The organism is Pseudomonas sp. TE21435 (assembly GCF_056279265.1).
In genome coordinates this window covers 2,655,512-2,669,304 of record NZ_JBWBQZ010000001.1, presented here as the reverse complement: position 1 = coordinate 2,669,304, position 13,793 = coordinate 2,655,512, and the positions used below count along the sequence as shown (strand labels likewise).

The window sequence follows — 13,793 nt, the reverse complement described above, 5'->3', positions numbered from 1 at the left end:
CACCAGGAATGCCTCGCATGCACCACTGGATCCTCGCCGGCCTGCTTGTGCTTGCCGGCATGCCCGCCAACGCCGCCGACCTGATCGACTTCTGGGATACACCTCGCCATGGCGGCAACAGCTTCAATCGCCTGCCCCCGGACCAGGCCTACTTCGATGCCTTGAAAAGCTACGGTGCCAGCTGGGTACGCCTGTCGTACGACAAATGGCAGCCGGCCAAGCGCGATTTCCTGTTGGGCAATGCCGACGATTACCAAGGCTTGGCTGCCTGCGATCTGCGGCAGCTGGTCGAAGTGCTAGACCGCGCCCACGCCGCTGGGCTCAAGGTGGTCATTACGCCACTGTCGCTGCCTGGCATGCGCTGGGCGCAGAACAACCAGGGCCGTTTCGACGACCGGCTGTGGCACGACAAGCGTTTCTGGACCCAGTCCGCGCGTTTCTGGCGTGATGTTGCCCTGGCGCTCAAGGATCACCCGGCCATCGCCGCCTACAACCTCGTCAACGAGCCTGCGCCTGAGAAGCAGGGTGGTCTGGCCGAGCATGCCGATCTTGCCCGGATGAAGCGATGGTACGCCAGCGAGCAGGGCGGGACGCGTGACCTGCCTGCGCTCTATCGGCAACTGTTGACGGCGATCCGCGAGGTCGACGGCAAGACGCCGGTGATGGTCGATGCCGGCTGGTACGCTGCTGCCGACGCCTTCGGCTACTGGCCCGCGGCGCTGGAGGGCGAGCGCGTGCTGTACAGCGTGCATATGTACGAGCCCTATGCCGCCACCAGTGCGCCGAACCTGGCGCGGCGCGAGCCATACGCCTACCCGGGGCCGGTACCGTTCGCCGGGAAGACGCAGCAGTGGGACGCCGGGCAAGTCGCGCGCTACCTGCAACAACCGGTCGATTGGGCCGATGCCATCAAGCTGCCGCGTTCGCGCCTGGTGGTTGGCGAGTTCGGTTGCATGCGCCGCCTGCCCGGTTGTCGGCAGTACCTGGAGGACGTCCTCACGGTGCTTGACCGCCAGCAGTTGCATTGGGCGTTCTATAGCTTTCGCGAAGACAGCTGGGACGGCATGGACTACGAACTGGGTTCGGCCAAGGTGCCGTGGCGGTACTGGCAGGCGATTGACACGGGAGCGCCTGATCCACTGGTGCGCAAGGCCGCGGCGGAGTTCGAGCCGATCCGTCGGCGGCTGCAGCCCGGAATCACCCCTTGAAATGTCTTGCAACGTCGTTGATGCGGGTATATACACGTATCCATGCTGACCAGTGAATGCATCTGTACCCATCTACGTCGTGCCGCCCGTGGGGTGAGCCGGCATTACGACGAGGCCCTTGTCGGCTTCGGCATCAATGTCGCCCAGTTTTCCCTGCTGCGTCATGTCCAGCGCCTCGACCGCCCCAGTATCACCTGTCTGGCCGAGGCCATGGGCCTGGAGCGCAGCACCTTGGGTCGCAACCTCAAGGTGCTCGAGGCCGAGGGCTTGGTGCGGCTGGCCGACGGAGAAGACCAGCGCAACCGTGTGGTGCTGTTGAGTGAGGCGGGCAGGGCATGCCTGGATGCCGCCTACCCGGCCTGGCAGCAGGCCCAGGCGCAACTGGTGAAGCGGCTGGGTGAGGGGCAGCGCGACGAGTTGGTGCGCTTGCTGGAGCAACTCGCCTGATACACGACGATTAAAAGCGGGTATATACCCGCATAAACCTTGCGATGGGCTGGAGACAACGACAATGACTTCCCTTTGGCGGAGCAGCGGTTGGGTACTTCTGGGGGCGGCGCTGATCCTCGCGCTGTCGCTGGGGGTGCGGCATGGTTTCGGCCTGTTTCTGGCGCCGATGAGCGCCGATTTCGGCTGGGGCCGTGAGGTATTTGCCTTCGCCATTGCCCTGCAGAACCTGATCTGGGGCCTGGCCCAGCCGTTCACGGGTGCCCTGGCCGACCGCCTGGGCGCGGCCAAGGTGGTGGTCATCGGCGGCATTCTCTACGCAGTCGGGCTGGCGATGATGGCCTTTGCCGATTCGGCCTGGTCGCTGTCGCTCAGTGCCGGCCTGCTGATCGGCATCGGCCTGTCCGGTACTTCGTTCTCGGTGATCCTCGGCGTGGTCGGCCGCGCCGTGCCGGCGGAGAAGCGCAGCATGGCCATGGGCATCGCCAGCGCCGCCGGCTCCTTCGGCCAGTTCGCCATGCTCCCAGGCACCCTGGGGCTGATCCAGTGGCTGGGCTGGTCGACAGCCTTGCTGGTACTGGGCCTGTTGGTGGCCTTGATCGTGCCGTTCGTAGGCATGCTGCGCGACCGCCCGCTGCCCAGCCATGGCGCCGAGCAGACCCTCGGCCAGGCATTGCGTGAAGCGTGCGCGCATTCCGGTTTCTGGTTGCTGGCGCTGGGCTTCTTCGTCTGTGGTTTCCAGGTGGTGTTCATCGGCGTGCACCTGCCGGCCTACCTGGTCGACCAGCACCTGCCGGCGACTACCGGCACCACCGTGCTGGCGCTGGTAGGCCTGTTCAACATCGTCGGCACCTACACCGCGGGCTGGTTGGGTGGGCGCATGTCCAAGCCGCGCCTGCTGACCGGCCTGTACCTGCTGCGCGCCGTGGTCATCGTGCTCTTCCTCTGGGCGCCGGTGACCCAGTACAGCGCCTACCTGTTCGGCATCGCCATGGGCCTGCTGTGGCTGTCCACGGTACCGCTGACCAATGGCACCGTGGCCACGCTGTTCGGCGTGCGCAACCTGTCGATGCTCGGCGGCATCGTGTTCCTGTTCCACCAGCTGGGTGCGTTCCTTGGCGGCTGGTTGGGCGGCGTGGTGTATGACCAGACCGGCAACTATGACCTGGTGTGGCAGATCTCGATCCTGCTCAGCCTGCTGGCCGCGGCGCTCAACTGGCCGGTGCGCGAACGCCCGGTCGCCCGCTTGCAGGCCCAGACGGCATGAACCGCCTTCTCGGCCGCGGCCTGCTGCTGGTTGCCGCAGTGCTGGTATTGGCGCTGGTGTGGTGGGGCTGGCACAAGGGTGGCCTGGCACTGATGCAGTTGGGCATGAGCCTGTGTTAAGCGCTACCCTGCACAGTCAAGGAATCATGTGCAGGAGACCGATATCATGCATGCCCGCTGGCTGACCCTACCCCTGCTGGCCCTGTCCGCCGCCACTTCGAGCTGGGCGGCGGACTGCCCGGCGCTGCTTCAGGGCAGCCTGCCCGAGCTGCGCGGCAAGGAGCAGATCGACCTGTGCCAGCGCTTTGCCGGCAAGCCGCTGGTGGTGATCAATACCGCCAGCTATTGCGGCTTCGCCCCGCAGTTTGAAGGCCTGGAGGCGACCTACAAGGATTACCGCGAGCAGGGCCTGGAAATGCTCGGCGTGCCGTCCAACGACTTCAAGCAGGAAGACGCCGACAGCGAGAAGACCGCCAAGGTCTGTTACGCCAACTATGGCGTGACCTTCACCATGACCAAGACCCAGGCTGTTCGTGGCAAGGATGCGATCCCGATGTTTGTCGAACTGGCTCGGCAGAGCAGTGCGCCGAAGTGGAACTTCTACAAGTATGTGGTGGATCGCAAGGGCAAGGTGATCGGTAACTTCTCCAGCCTGACCAAACCGGATGATCCGGCGTTCAAGGCGGCGATCGACAAGGCGATTGCTTCGCAGCCTTGAAGGCGTTCAGGAATAGGCGCGGGGTGTCTGGCCTAGCGTTATTCAGGGTGTACAGTCAGTGACACCAGCCGGAGGACTACAGGCCGAACCATCAGCACACAGAAAAACGCCACTGGCATCGCCAGTTGATAAGCCTTCAGCACATTGTGCAGGTAGTCGACATCGATCCCGCCGTTGGCTGCGGTAATCACAAAGCACATTAGCAGTGCCATGATGGCTGACATGTAAAAAGCAAAAACATAGGGCGTTGTGCCTCGGTGCAGCTTGCGTCGGCGGCGCGGGGTAGCGAATCCAGTCATGGTACTTCCTCGATGATGGGTGGATGCGCAGGTTAGCAACGGCTGTGCGAGGTGCTGTAGACCTTGATTGGTGAGTTCTTTATAAAGAGAAACTTACGAATCAGCCAGGCATCCCATGGACCTACTCAACGCCATCCGCAGTTTCATCAAGGTCGTCGAGGCTGGCAGCATCGCCGGTGGAGCCCGCAGCCTGGGACTTACTCCAGCGGCCGTGAGCCAGAACCTGGCACGGCTCGAGACACACCTGCAGGTACGGCTTTTGACCCGTACTACCCGCAACATGGCCCTGACTCCGCCTGGCAGCTTGTACTACGAGCGTGTACGGCATATCGAGCGCGACCTTGCCCAGGCCGAGCAGGTGGTTATCACCCCGGACAGCGAGCCCCAAGGGCGGCTGTGCATCGCCTCGACCTCGGCCTTCGGCCGGCATGTGCTGGCGCCGTTGATCCCGGCATTCAGCGCCCGTTACCCGCTGCTTTCGATAGAGTTGGTGATGGCTGATCGCAAGGTCAATCACGCCCTCGAAGATGTGGATGTCAGCCTGCGCATCACCCCGCAGTTGGAAGACCACCTGCTGGCCCGGCATATCGCCCGTATTCCATTTGTCTGCTGCGCGTCACCTGGCTACCTGGCCAGCGCTGGTCGGCCCGCTACCCCGGAAAACCTGCAAGACCACAGTTGCCTGGTGTTCCGCTACCCGGTGGATGGGCGCTTGCTGCCCTGGGGCTTCATGCGCGACGGGCTGCGTTTCGAGGCCCGATTCGGCAGGGTATTGATCAGTGACGACATCGATGCGTTGACCCAGATGGCCCTGAACGATGGCGGCATTACTCGCCTGGCGGAATTCGTCGTGCGTCCGCACCTGGATGCCGGCCGGCTGGTGCCGTTGTTTGAAAACAATGGCGGTGGCCACGCTTATGCGCGGACTGAACCGATGGATGTCTATCTATGCTTGGCCGACCGCTTTGCGCTGACGACCAAGGTGCGTGTATTCATGGAATACCTGCAACAGTGCCTGGGTGAACAATGGCCCGTGCAGGCATGAAAAAACCGCCACGAGGGCGGTTTCTTCATGCCGCGGGTGACACTCAGAAGCGGTAGGTCAGCGAAGCACCAATGCCGTGGGCGCTGTTTTCGTACTTGGCTTGGTAGCTGCCTTTGAGGCCGGCCTCGGTCAGGCTGTGTGGCTGGTTGTTGACCTTGGTGTCCTCTTCCCACAGGTAGGAGTAGGCCACGTCGATGGTCATGTCGTCGGACGGGCTCCAACCGGCACCGATGCTGAAGATCTTGCGATCGCCAGTGGGGATGCGCGGCGAACGGTTGGTGTTGTTGGTCGGCGACTGGTCAACCGAGAAACCGGTACGCAGGACCCATTCCTTGTTGACCTTGTACGAGGCACCAATGGCGTGAGCCCAGGTGTCGTGCCAGTTCTGCTCTTCGGTAATGGTCGCGAACTGCCCGGCAGGGCCTGCCGGCACTTCGTTGTTGACCGTGATGTTCTCCAGGCGGCTCCAACGGGTCCAGGTGCTGCCTGCGTACAGGGTCCACTGGTCGTCCAGCTCGTGGGTTACCGAGAAGTCCACCGACTCGGGGGTCTTGATCTTCAGGGTGGCATCGAACTTGTTGCCGTCCAGGCCCAGCAGCGGGTAGCTGACCTTGGTCTTGCCTTCGAGCTTGTAGTCGACCATCGAGTGGTAGGTCAGGCCGACGCGGGTGCGGTCGGTGGCTTGCACCAGGATACCGATGTTGTAGCCAACCGCGGTGTCGTCGCCCTTGATCTTAACTTCGCCATCGGCCGGACGCAGCGGCGAGATACTGGCCAGGTTGGAGCCCAGTTCACCCTCGATGCGGTTGATGGTCGGGCCGAAACCGATCGAGACCTTGTCGTTGAACGCATAGCTCACGGTCGGCTGGAAGGTCACGACCTGAACATGGCTTTTCTTGCCCCAGTAGCGCGCGGCATCGTCGCTGCCGTAGTCGGTGACCAGGCCGAATGGCACGTAGACGCCGAAACCGACGCTCCAGTGGTCATCGATGGACTTGACGTAGTAACCCATCGGCACGCCGACCAGAGGCACCATGTCGCCGTCCATTTCCCCCCCTTTGTTGCTGCCGCGTCCGGAAATATCGGACTTGGCGATGACCGCGGCACCGCCAACGGTCATTTGATCGCGCTTCAGGCGGGACATGCCCGCCGGGTTGCCATACACGGTGCTGGCATCTTCGGCAGAAGAAGAACGACCCGCAAAACCTGTCCCCATGCCGCTGATGCTCTGTTCGTTCAGGGCAAAGCCGCTGGCGAGCAATTGGCTGGAAGCGAGGGCAACGGCAACGCCGAGAGAGGTTTTGAGCATAACTTTTTTCATTATTAGAAACTCCTTGGGATCTCCGGGGCGAAACGCTACCAACAAATGCCGCGCTGCGCTATAGGCTAGAACGCAGGAGATAGAGCGGTTTTGTAGGACAATCCGACCAAAATTCCGTTTATTCCGGTTGTAGGACGTGGCTGTTCAGGAGGCGTGGGTAAGCATCGGCTCGATGCACTGGTGCCAGGCGTGGGTGAAATCCCGCAGGCGCCCCTGGGGGTGGAAGGTCTGCCGCCAGATCCGCGCCAGGCCCAATAGATCGTCGGCGGCCGGCAGCGGCGTGGCCTGCTCTTCTATCAGCATCCAGGCGATGGCGGTGGCATAGCGCAGGTTGACGGTGAGTTCGAGGTGCGGGCCACCGAGGAAGGCGTGCTGGCTGGCCAGGCCACGGACCAGGCTGGCCAGTTCGGGGTCGCGTGCGAGGTATTCGTCCCATAAACAACGGTGACGATTCTCACCGATCCGGTAAAGCCCATGGCCGCGTCGGTCATGCAGGGCAGCCCCCAGCCCCGACTGGCTTGCAGCAACGCCCAGTAACAAAGCTTCTGCGCTGTCGCAGTGGCGGCCCAGGTAGATCAGGGTCGGTCGGATCACGTATCGACTCAACTCGTTCGCAGCGATGCCCATGATGGCCTCTTACGAAAAGGGCCGACGGGCGCTGGAGCTTGGCAGCTGGTGAGTGGTCAGGCCCGCCGGAAGCGGCAGGTGCCGCTCGAGTTGAAGTGTAGTGTGATAACTGTGGTGTAAAGGGCTGTTTTTAAATCGATTGCAGCCAGAAGGCGCGGAGCATATGCCCGCTGGCGATTAAGCCAATTACCTTCAGGCTGGCGCGTGCAGGGTGTATTCATGACGCGAATTACCCCTCATTCATTCATGCCGTCAACGACTGGCGCGCACGCTCGATGACAGCCTGCAGCGGCTCGGCCCGGTTGTATTGTTCCGGATAGAGGCGCTCGCTGTGGCAGGCGACACCGTATTGGTCGACCAGGGTGAAGCTGAAGCTGCCCTTGCGTGGGGCAACGATAAGGCACTTGAGTGGAGCGAAGGCCTGGGAAAGGGTGCCAAAGGCAGCCTGGATTTGTTGATGGTTACTCATATTGTTGGATGTTCCTGCGTAAGACACGGTGATTGATCCGTGCACAATAGAAACGTTCCAGTGACGTCTTTATTAAGGAGACGCAGAACCTGACTGGAACAGGGCAGCCAGAGGGGCGCATGCAATAAATGGCGCTGGGCTGACTGGTAGGTACGACAGAAGGCAGGCAGCACACCGACACCAGGGTTCTGGGCATCGGGGAAGATCCTGATCAATCTGAAAACGTGATTCGTGCTGGGCAGGGTTTGCCGAGTGAATCATCGAATGGGCCGGTCCCGATGGGGCAGCGCCTGCTCGTCTTGAGCGTCGGGCTGTAGGGACTAAGTGGCCAGAATGACTTCAGCTGGGTACTAACAGGGCGCAACCCTACGCGAACATTCAAGGGTTGGCAAGTTTTTATTTCTTGCGGTAAGCCGACCATTATGTCGCCTATTGCACCTGCTGTGAAGAGGGGGAAATACCCCGGCAATTGTCTGGATGTACCCTTTTCGGGCGCAGTCGTGCCGTTTGTTGGTGCACTTGTACACACTCGCCCGGAGACTTGTAACGCTCTAGCAACATCCTGTGGAAGGCTCGCCAATGACTTGACTAAGGGCTTAAGTCAATGAAAAAAAACACTAATTTTTGCTGGTGAAAAAATCGACAGTTTGACTGAAAGCCCCATTTCACAGGGGTTTGCGGGCTGCCTTCAGGGGTTGTCCACCGACTTATCCACAGGTTCTGTGGATTGTCCCGGGCGCTTGCTCTAGGACGGGCGTGCCAGCTGTTTTGTCGATTGTCCGACAATGGGTGGCGCGGTCTGGCACGGGCATTTTCACCGTGAAAACGTCAAGAAAAAATCATCGAAAAAAATGTCGATCAGCCGAAAGTCGCCCGGGCCAGTTTGCGAAAAATCGAGTAGAGTGGCGCGCCTCTCGAGTCACCCTTGCTGTTGGTCATGAAGCTTCGCGGTAAACACTTCGCCAGTCCTGATGCCTCTGCATCACTGCCGTCCCCCAAGCGCTTTTCCCTGAAAGTGGCCCTGTGGCTACTCGACAGCCCGCACCTGGGCGACAAGCCCAGTGTCAAGCACCTGGCCGGGCGCATGCTCAAGCAACCGGCGCGCCAGGGCGTGGTGGTGGCGCAAAGCCGCCTGGGGCAGATGCTCTGCCGGGACTGCGGCAATGCCCGCGACCGGCGTATCGGTCATGAGCTGTTGCGTCAGGCGGCCCGTGCCGGCGACCGTCGGGCACAGCTGGAGTTTGGCCGGTTGTGCCAGGCCCAGGAGCCTGAACAGGCCCGTTACTGGTTGGAGCTGGCAGCGGGGCAGGGTTCGCAGGAGGCGCGGCGGCTGTTGCGTCAGTGGTTCCCCGCCTGAACAGGCGCGGGCTTGCCCGCGACAGGGCTGCACAGGCAACCGCGTCAGCAGCCTGATAAGCTGCGCAGCATCAATCAGTGTTCGATCGGGGTAGGCATGACAGTGGATCTGACCAGCATTCTGCTGGGCTTGGTGGCAGGTGCCGTGCCTTGCCTGGGCTGGGTCATGCAGGTACAGCGCGGCCAGGGTGCGCGCAAGGCCGAGCAAGCGTTGCTTGCAGAGCGCCTTGCCGCCGCGCAGTTGGCCCAGGCCGGCCTGCAGGCGCAGTTGGAGGCCAGCCGTGACGAGATCAGCGACCTCAGCGAGGCCAACACCGTCAAGCAGACCCAGCTAGCCGCCCAGGGGCGTGAGCTGGAGTTGCTGCAGATCGACCGCGACAACAGCCGCGATGCCGCCCACGCCTGGCACCTCGAGCGCGCCACCCGTGAGGCCGAGCTGCGCCGCCTGGAGGCGCAGGCCGCACGGCTGGAGGCCGAGTTGCGCGAGCAGCAGGAAAGCCACCAGCAACGCCTGGAAGACCTGCAGGAAGCCCGTGACACCCTGCGCGCCCAGTTCGCCGACCTGGCCACCAAGATCTTCGACGAGCGCGAACAACGCTTCGCCCAGACCAGCCAGCAGCACCTGGGCCAATTGCTTGACCCGCTCAAGGAGCGTATCCAGGCCTTCGAGAAGCGTGTCGAGGAAAGCTACCAGCAGGAAGCCCGTGAGCGGTTCTCGCTGGGCAAGGAGCTCGAGCGCCTGCAACAGCTCAACCTGCGCCTGTCCGACGAAGCCACCAACCTCACCCAGGCACTCAAGGGCCAGAAGACCCAGGGCAACTGGGGCGAACTGATCCTGGAGCGGGTGCTGGAGCACGCCGGCCTGGAGAAGGGGCGCGAGTACCAGACCCAGGTCAGCCTCAAGAGCGCCGATGGCGAGCGGTTCCAGCCTGACGTGCTGATCATGTTGCCGGGCGACAAACAGGTGGTGGTCGATGCCAAGGTCAGCCTCACGGCCTACCAGCAGTTCGTCGGCAACAACGACGAGGCCGCGCTCAAGCAGCATGTGCAGTCGCTGCGCAATCACGTCAAGGGTTTGTCGAGCAAGGACTACAACCGCCTGGAGGGCCTGCACAGCCTCGACTTCGTGCTGTTGTTCGTGCCCATCGAGGCGGCCTTCTCGGCGGCGCTGCAGGCTGAGCCCAATCTGTTCCAGGAGGCTTTCGACCGGCAGATCGTGATCGTCAGCCCGACCACCTTGCTGGCCACCCTGCGGGTGATCGACAGCCTGTGGAAACAGGAACGCCAGGGGCAGAACGCCCGCGAGATCGCCGAGCGCGCCGGCTGGCTGTACGACAAGTTCGTGCTGTTCATCCAGGACCTGGACGAGCTCGGCGCCCGCCTGGCCCAGGTCGACAAGGCCTATGCCGCGGCACGCAACAAACTGTGCGAGGGGCGCGGCAACCTGGTCAGCCGCAGCGAGCAGCTCAAGCTGCTCGGCGCCCGGGCCAGCAAGAGCCTGCCGGCCGAGCTGGTCGAGCGCGCCCTGACCGACGAGGCGCTTACTGAACCAGGCTCAGATGTCGATTGAGCAGGGCGCGCAGGGCTGCCGGCTTGACCGGCTTGGCCAGGTAGTCCAGGCCCGCGGCATGGACCAGGGCGATGGTCTCGTTGCGCCCGTCGGCGCTGATCACCACGCCGGGCACCGGCTCGCCCAGACGCGCCCGTAGCCAACCCATCAGCCCGGTGCCGGTCTCGCCGTCATCCAGGTGGTAGTCCACCAACGCCAGGTGCGGGCGCAGGCCTTTGGCCAGCAACGCCTCGCATTCGGCCTGGTTGCGCGCGGTCCACACCTGGCAGCCCCAGCGGCTGAGCAGGCTGTTCATGCCGATGAGGATGCTGTCCTCGTTGTCCACGCACAGCACCTGCAGACCGGCCAGCGGCTGGCCGGCCTGTTCCACGGGGGCGGGCGTCGCGGGCGCGGGGCTTCGGGCGATGGGCACGTTGACGCGGAACACGCTGCCCTTGCCCGGCCAGGAACGCACCTCCAGTGGGTGCGCGAGTACCCGGCACAGGCCGTCGGCGATCGCCAGGCCCAGGCCCAGGCCTTTTTCGGCGCGGGTCTGGTGGCTGTCCAGGCGTTTGAACTCCTGGAAGATCACCGCCAGCTTGTCGTCGGCGATGCCAGGGCCGCGGTCCCATACTTCCAGCCACAGGCTTTCACCTTTGCGTCGGGCGCCGAGCAGGATCGGGCCTTTGCCGTAGCGCAGGGCGTTGGTGAGGAAGTTCTGCAGCACCCGGCGCAGCAGCTTCATGTCGCTGTCGACCCGCAGGCGGCTGCCGCGCAGGCGGAACTCCAGGCCTTTTTCGGCGGCCAGTACCTTGAACTCGGTGCCGAGGGTATCGAACAGCTCGTTGAGGGCGAAGGGTTTGATGTCGGGGGTGACCTTGCCGTTCTCCAGGCGCGAGATGTCGAGCAGGTCGCTGATCAGCTCTTCGGCCGAGCGCAGCGAACTGTCCATGTGCCGCACCAGTTGCCGGGCTTCGTCGTTCATGCCCTCGGCTTGTTGCGACAGGGCGGCGGAGAACAGCCGGGCGGCGTTGAGCGGTTGCATCAGGTCGTGGCTGACGGCGGCAAGGAAGCGAGTCTTGGACTGGCTGACCGCCTCGGCGCGGCTCTTGGCCTCGGTCAACGCCTGGTTCAGCTGCGACAGTTCGTGGGTACGCTCGGCGACCCGTTGCTCCAGCCCCTCGTTGGAATCGCGCAGGGCCTGCTCGGCTTCGCGGAACGGGGTGATGTCGGTGAAACTCATGACGAAGCCGCCCCCGGGCATCGGGTTGCCGATCAGTTCGATCACCCGGCCATTGGGGAACAGCCGTTCGGAAGAGTGGGCGCGGCCCTGGCGCATCCAGTGCAGGCGCCGCGCCACATGCACCTGGGCCTCGCCCGGGCCGCACAGGCCGCGTTCGGCGTTGTAGCGGATGATGTCGGCGATCGGCCGGCCGACGCTGATCAGCCCGTCGGGGTAGTTGAACAGTTCGAGGTAGCGGCGGTTCCAGGCCACCAGGTGCAGGTTCTGGTCGACCACGCTGATGCCCTGGTTGATGTTCTCGATGGCCCCCTGCAGCAGCGCACGGTTGAACTGCAGCACTTCGCTGGCTTCGTCGGCGATGCGCACCACGTCCTCGAGCTGCATGTCGCGGCCTTCGATGGCGGCCTTGACCACCGCCCGGGTCGAAGAGGTGCCGAGCACACCGGCCAGCAGCCGTTCGGTGTGTTCAATCCAGTCGCCGTCGGCGTTCTGGTTGGGGTTGAAGCCCTTGCCCTGGCGGTAGGCGAAGCGGATGAAGCTCTGCCGGGCACGTTCCTCGCCGACAAAACGTGCGGCGAGCTTGAGCAGGTCGTCGATCTGTACCGCCAGCAAAGGTTTGCTGGAGGGGCGGGCGCTGGTCTGCTGGCCGATGAAGCGCCCGGCCTGCCAGTGCTCGGAAACCCGCGTGCGCGACAAGATCGAGACCCAGGCGAACAGGGTGAAGTTGCCCGCCAGCGACAGCACCACGCCCTGGGTCAGCGGGGTGATTGGCAAGTTGAGCGGGTTGCCGTGCAGCCAGGCCAGGCCCGGGAACAGTTGCAGCGACCAGCCCAGGCTGTGGGCGGCGATCGGCAACACCAAGGTGTAGAACCACAGGAAGATGCCGGCGGCCAGGCCCGCGAACACGCCGCGGCGGTTGGCCTGCTTCCAGTACAGCGCGCCGAGCATCGCCGGGGTCAGTTGGGTGACCGCGGCGAAGGCGATCTGGCCGATGGTCGCCAGACTCGCGGTGGAGCCAAGCAGGCGGTAGCTGACGTAGGCCAGCAGCAGGATCACCACGATGGTCACCCGCCGCACCGAGAGCATCCAGTGGCGGAACACCTCGAACGGCCGCTCGGCGTTGTTGCGGCGCAGCAGCCAGGGCAGCAGCATGTCGTTGGAGACCATGGTCGACAGCGCCACGGCCTCGACGATGACCATGCCGGTGGCCGCCGAGGCGCCGCCGATGAACGCCAGCAGGGCCAGGCTCGGGTGGGCCTCGGCCAGCGGCAGGCTGATCACGAAGGAGTCGGAGATCACCGTGCCCGGCAGCAGCATCTGCCCAGCCAGGGCGATGGGCACCACGAACAGCGCGGCCAGGGCCAGGTACAGCGGGAACACCCAGCGCGCCAGGCGCATGTCCTGGGGCTCGATGTTCTCCACCACGGTGACGTGGAACTGCCGGGGCAGGCAGATGATCGCCATCATCGCCACGGCGGTCTGCACCACCATCGACGGCCAGTTGATGGTTTCTTCCCAGTAGTCGTTCAGGTGCACGGACTGCCGCGCCTGGGTGAACAGGTCGTCGAAGCCGTCGTACAGGTTGAACACCACGAAGGCGCCCACGGCGAGAAAGGCCAGCAGCTTGACCAGTGATTCGAAGGCGATCGCCAGGACCATGCCGCGGTGGTGCTCGGTGACGTCCAGGCTGCGGGTGCCAAAGACGATGGCGAACAGCGCCAGCACCAGCGACACCACCAGCGCGGTGTCCTGCACCCGGCTGCCGGTGGCGTCGGCATTGGCGCCGATCAGCAGGTTCACCCCCAGCACGATGCCCTTGAGCTGCAGCGCGATGTACGGCAGCACGCCGACCAGGCAAATCAGTGCCACTACCACTGCGAGGGACTGCGACTTGCCGTAGCGGGCGGCGATGAAGTCGGCAATCGAGGTGATGTTCTGCTGTTTGCTGATCAGCACCATCTTCTGCAGCACCCAGGGCGCGAAGATGAGCAGCAGCACCGGGCCCAGGTAGATGGGCAGGAACGCCCAGAGCTGCTCGGCGGCCTGGCCGACCGCGCCGAAAAAGGTCCAGCTGGTGCAGTACACCGCCAGCGACAGGCTGTACACCCAGGCGCGCAGGCGCGGCGGCAACGGCGTGCTGCGGCGGTCGCCGTAGAAGGCGATGGCGAACATGATGGCCATATAGGCCAGGGCAACCACGGCGATCAGCCCGCTGGACAACGACATGCAAACTCCGGAGCAAAAA

13 protein-coding genes are annotated in these 13,793 nt (G+C 63.7%); 8 read left to right on the top strand and 5 right to left on the bottom strand.

Annotation, left to right across the window (positions count from 1 at the left end):
• The first annotated feature begins 17 nt into the window (after positions 1-17).
• The 5 genes from ACZ9C1_RS12010 (at position 18) to ACZ9C1_RS11990 (ending at position 3,639) form a co-directional block, all read left to right on the top strand.
• The gene (locus ACZ9C1_RS12010) at positions 18-1,208 is read left to right on the top strand and encodes a glycoside hydrolase family 5 protein (RefSeq protein WP_476254001.1); all 1,191 of its coding nucleotides are present in this window, start codon (positions 18-20) and stop codon (positions 1,206-1,208) included.
• A gap of 42 nt (positions 1,209-1,250) precedes the next feature.
• Positions 1,251-1,655, top strand: a complete 405-nt coding sequence (locus tag ACZ9C1_RS12005) for a MarR family winged helix-turn-helix transcriptional regulator (protein WP_102683641.1) — start codon at positions 1,251-1,253, stop codon at positions 1,653-1,655.
• Positions 1,656-1,719: 64 nt separating this feature from the next.
• Positions 1,720-2,922, top strand: coding sequence for an MFS transporter (locus tag ACZ9C1_RS12000; RefSeq protein ID WP_476254000.1), 1,203 nt, complete (start codon positions 1,720-1,722; stop codon positions 2,920-2,922).
• Positions 2,919-3,041 carry a hypothetical protein gene (locus tag ACZ9C1_RS11995; RefSeq protein ID WP_256205968.1) on the top strand — a complete coding sequence of 41 codons (123 nt, stop codon included), beginning with the start codon at positions 2,919-2,921 and terminating at the stop codon, positions 3,039-3,041. The genes ACZ9C1_RS12000 and ACZ9C1_RS11995 overlap by 4 nt, the downstream gene beginning before the upstream one ends.
• 46 nt (positions 3,042-3,087) lie before the next feature.
• On the top strand, positions 3,088-3,639 hold the full coding sequence (locus ACZ9C1_RS11990; RefSeq protein WP_476253999.1) for a glutathione peroxidase: 552 nt from the start codon (positions 3,088-3,090) through the stop codon (positions 3,637-3,639).
• A 38-nt stretch (positions 3,640-3,677) separates the two neighbouring features.
• Here ACZ9C1_RS11990 and ACZ9C1_RS11985 read toward each other — a convergent pair whose 3' ends face one another.
• Positions 3,678-3,938 carry a DUF2798 domain-containing protein gene (locus tag ACZ9C1_RS11985; protein WP_110701125.1) on the bottom strand — a complete coding sequence of 87 codons (261 nt, stop codon included), beginning with the start codon at positions 3,936-3,938 and terminating at the stop codon, positions 3,678-3,680.
• Positions 3,939-4,053: 115 nt separating this feature from the next.
• On the opposite strand from ACZ9C1_RS11985, the gene ACZ9C1_RS11980 reads away from it, so the two are divergent.
• Positions 4,054-4,983 carry a LysR family transcriptional regulator gene (locus tag ACZ9C1_RS11980; protein ID WP_277505396.1) on the top strand — a complete coding sequence of 310 codons (930 nt, stop codon included), beginning with the start codon at positions 4,054-4,056 and terminating at the stop codon, positions 4,981-4,983.
• A 43-nt stretch (positions 4,984-5,026) separates the two neighbouring features.
• Here ACZ9C1_RS11980 and ACZ9C1_RS11975 read toward each other — a convergent pair whose 3' ends face one another.
• The 3 genes from ACZ9C1_RS11975 to ACZ9C1_RS11965 all read right to left on the bottom strand — a co-directional run bounded on the left by ACZ9C1_RS11975 (position 5,027) and on the right by ACZ9C1_RS11965 (position 7,400).
• Positions 5,027-6,304 (bottom strand): OmpP1/FadL family transporter, encoded by a 1,278-nt coding sequence (locus ACZ9C1_RS11975; RefSeq protein ID WP_102683646.1) that lies wholly within the window; start codon positions 6,302-6,304, stop codon positions 5,027-5,029.
• A 144-nt stretch (positions 6,305-6,448) separates the two neighbouring features.
• Positions 6,449-6,931, bottom strand: a complete 483-nt coding sequence (locus ACZ9C1_RS11970; protein WP_102683647.1) for a hypothetical protein — start codon at positions 6,929-6,931, stop codon at positions 6,449-6,451.
• A 244-nt stretch (positions 6,932-7,175) separates the two neighbouring features.
• A complete protein-coding gene (locus ACZ9C1_RS11965; protein WP_102683648.1) occupies positions 7,176-7,400 on the bottom strand; it encodes a hypothetical protein in 225 nt (74 codons plus the stop codon).
• A gap of 937 nt (positions 7,401-8,337) precedes the next feature.
• On the opposite strand from ACZ9C1_RS11965, the gene ACZ9C1_RS11960 reads away from it, so the two are divergent.
• Positions 8,338-8,757: a tetratricopeptide repeat protein gene (locus tag ACZ9C1_RS11960; RefSeq protein WP_476253998.1), complete on the top strand. Its 420-nt coding sequence runs from the start codon at positions 8,338-8,340 to the stop codon at positions 8,755-8,757.
• A gap of 210 nt (positions 8,758-8,967) precedes the next feature.
• Complete coding sequence (locus tag ACZ9C1_RS11955) at positions 8,968-10,326, top strand: DNA recombination protein RmuC (RefSeq protein ID WP_198754057.1); 1,359 nt, start codon at positions 8,968-8,970, stop codon at positions 10,324-10,326.
• Here ACZ9C1_RS11955 and ACZ9C1_RS11950 read toward each other — a convergent pair.
• Entirely contained in the window at positions 10,298-13,774 is a 3,477-nt protein-coding gene (locus ACZ9C1_RS11950; RefSeq protein ID WP_139673519.1) for a hybrid sensor histidine kinase/response regulator, read from the bottom strand. The genes ACZ9C1_RS11955 and ACZ9C1_RS11950 overlap by 29 nt on opposite strands.
• Positions 13,775-13,793 lie beyond the last annotated feature (19 nt).

Bases quoted from the DNA above. Each gene is read 5' to 3' on its own strand.
- ACZ9C1_RS11995 (WP_256205968.1), top strand. From the start codon at position 2,919: ATGAACCGCCTTCTCGGCCGCGGCCTGCTGCTGGTTGCCGCAGTGCTG.
- ACZ9C1_RS11985 (WP_110701125.1), bottom strand. From the start codon at position 3,938: ATGACTGGATTCGCTACCCCGCGCCGCCGACGCAAGCTGCACCGAGGC.
- ACZ9C1_RS12000 (WP_476254000.1), top strand. From the start codon at position 1,720: ATGACTTCCCTTTGGCGGAGCAGCGGTTGGGTACTTCTGGGGGCGGCG.
- ACZ9C1_RS11950 (WP_139673519.1), bottom strand. From the start codon at position 13,774: ATGTCGTTGTCCAGCGGGCTGATCGCCGTGGTTGCCCTGGCCTATATG.
- ACZ9C1_RS12010 (WP_476254001.1), top strand. From the start codon at position 18: ATGCACCACTGGATCCTCGCCGGCCTGCTTGTGCTTGCCGGCATGCCC.
- ACZ9C1_RS11990 (WP_476253999.1), top strand. From the start codon at position 3,088: ATGCATGCCCGCTGGCTGACCCTACCCCTGCTGGCCCTGTCCGCCGCC.
- ACZ9C1_RS11975 (WP_102683646.1), bottom strand. From the start codon at position 6,304: ATGAAAAAAGTTATGCTCAAAACCTCTCTCGGCGTTGCCGTTGCCCTC.
- ACZ9C1_RS12005 (WP_102683641.1), top strand. From the start codon at position 1,251: ATGCTGACCAGTGAATGCATCTGTACCCATCTACGTCGTGCCGCCCGT.
- ACZ9C1_RS11965 (WP_102683648.1), bottom strand. From the start codon at position 7,400: ATGAGTAACCATCAACAAATCCAGGCTGCCTTTGGCACCCTTTCCCAG.
- ACZ9C1_RS11980 (WP_277505396.1), top strand. From the start codon at position 4,054: ATGGACCTACTCAACGCCATCCGCAGTTTCATCAAGGTCGTCGAGGCT.
- ACZ9C1_RS11970 (WP_102683647.1), bottom strand. From the start codon at position 6,931: ATGGGCATCGCTGCGAACGAGTTGAGTCGATACGTGATCCGACCGACC.
- ACZ9C1_RS11960 (WP_476253998.1), top strand. From the start codon at position 8,338: ATGAAGCTTCGCGGTAAACACTTCGCCAGTCCTGATGCCTCTGCATCA.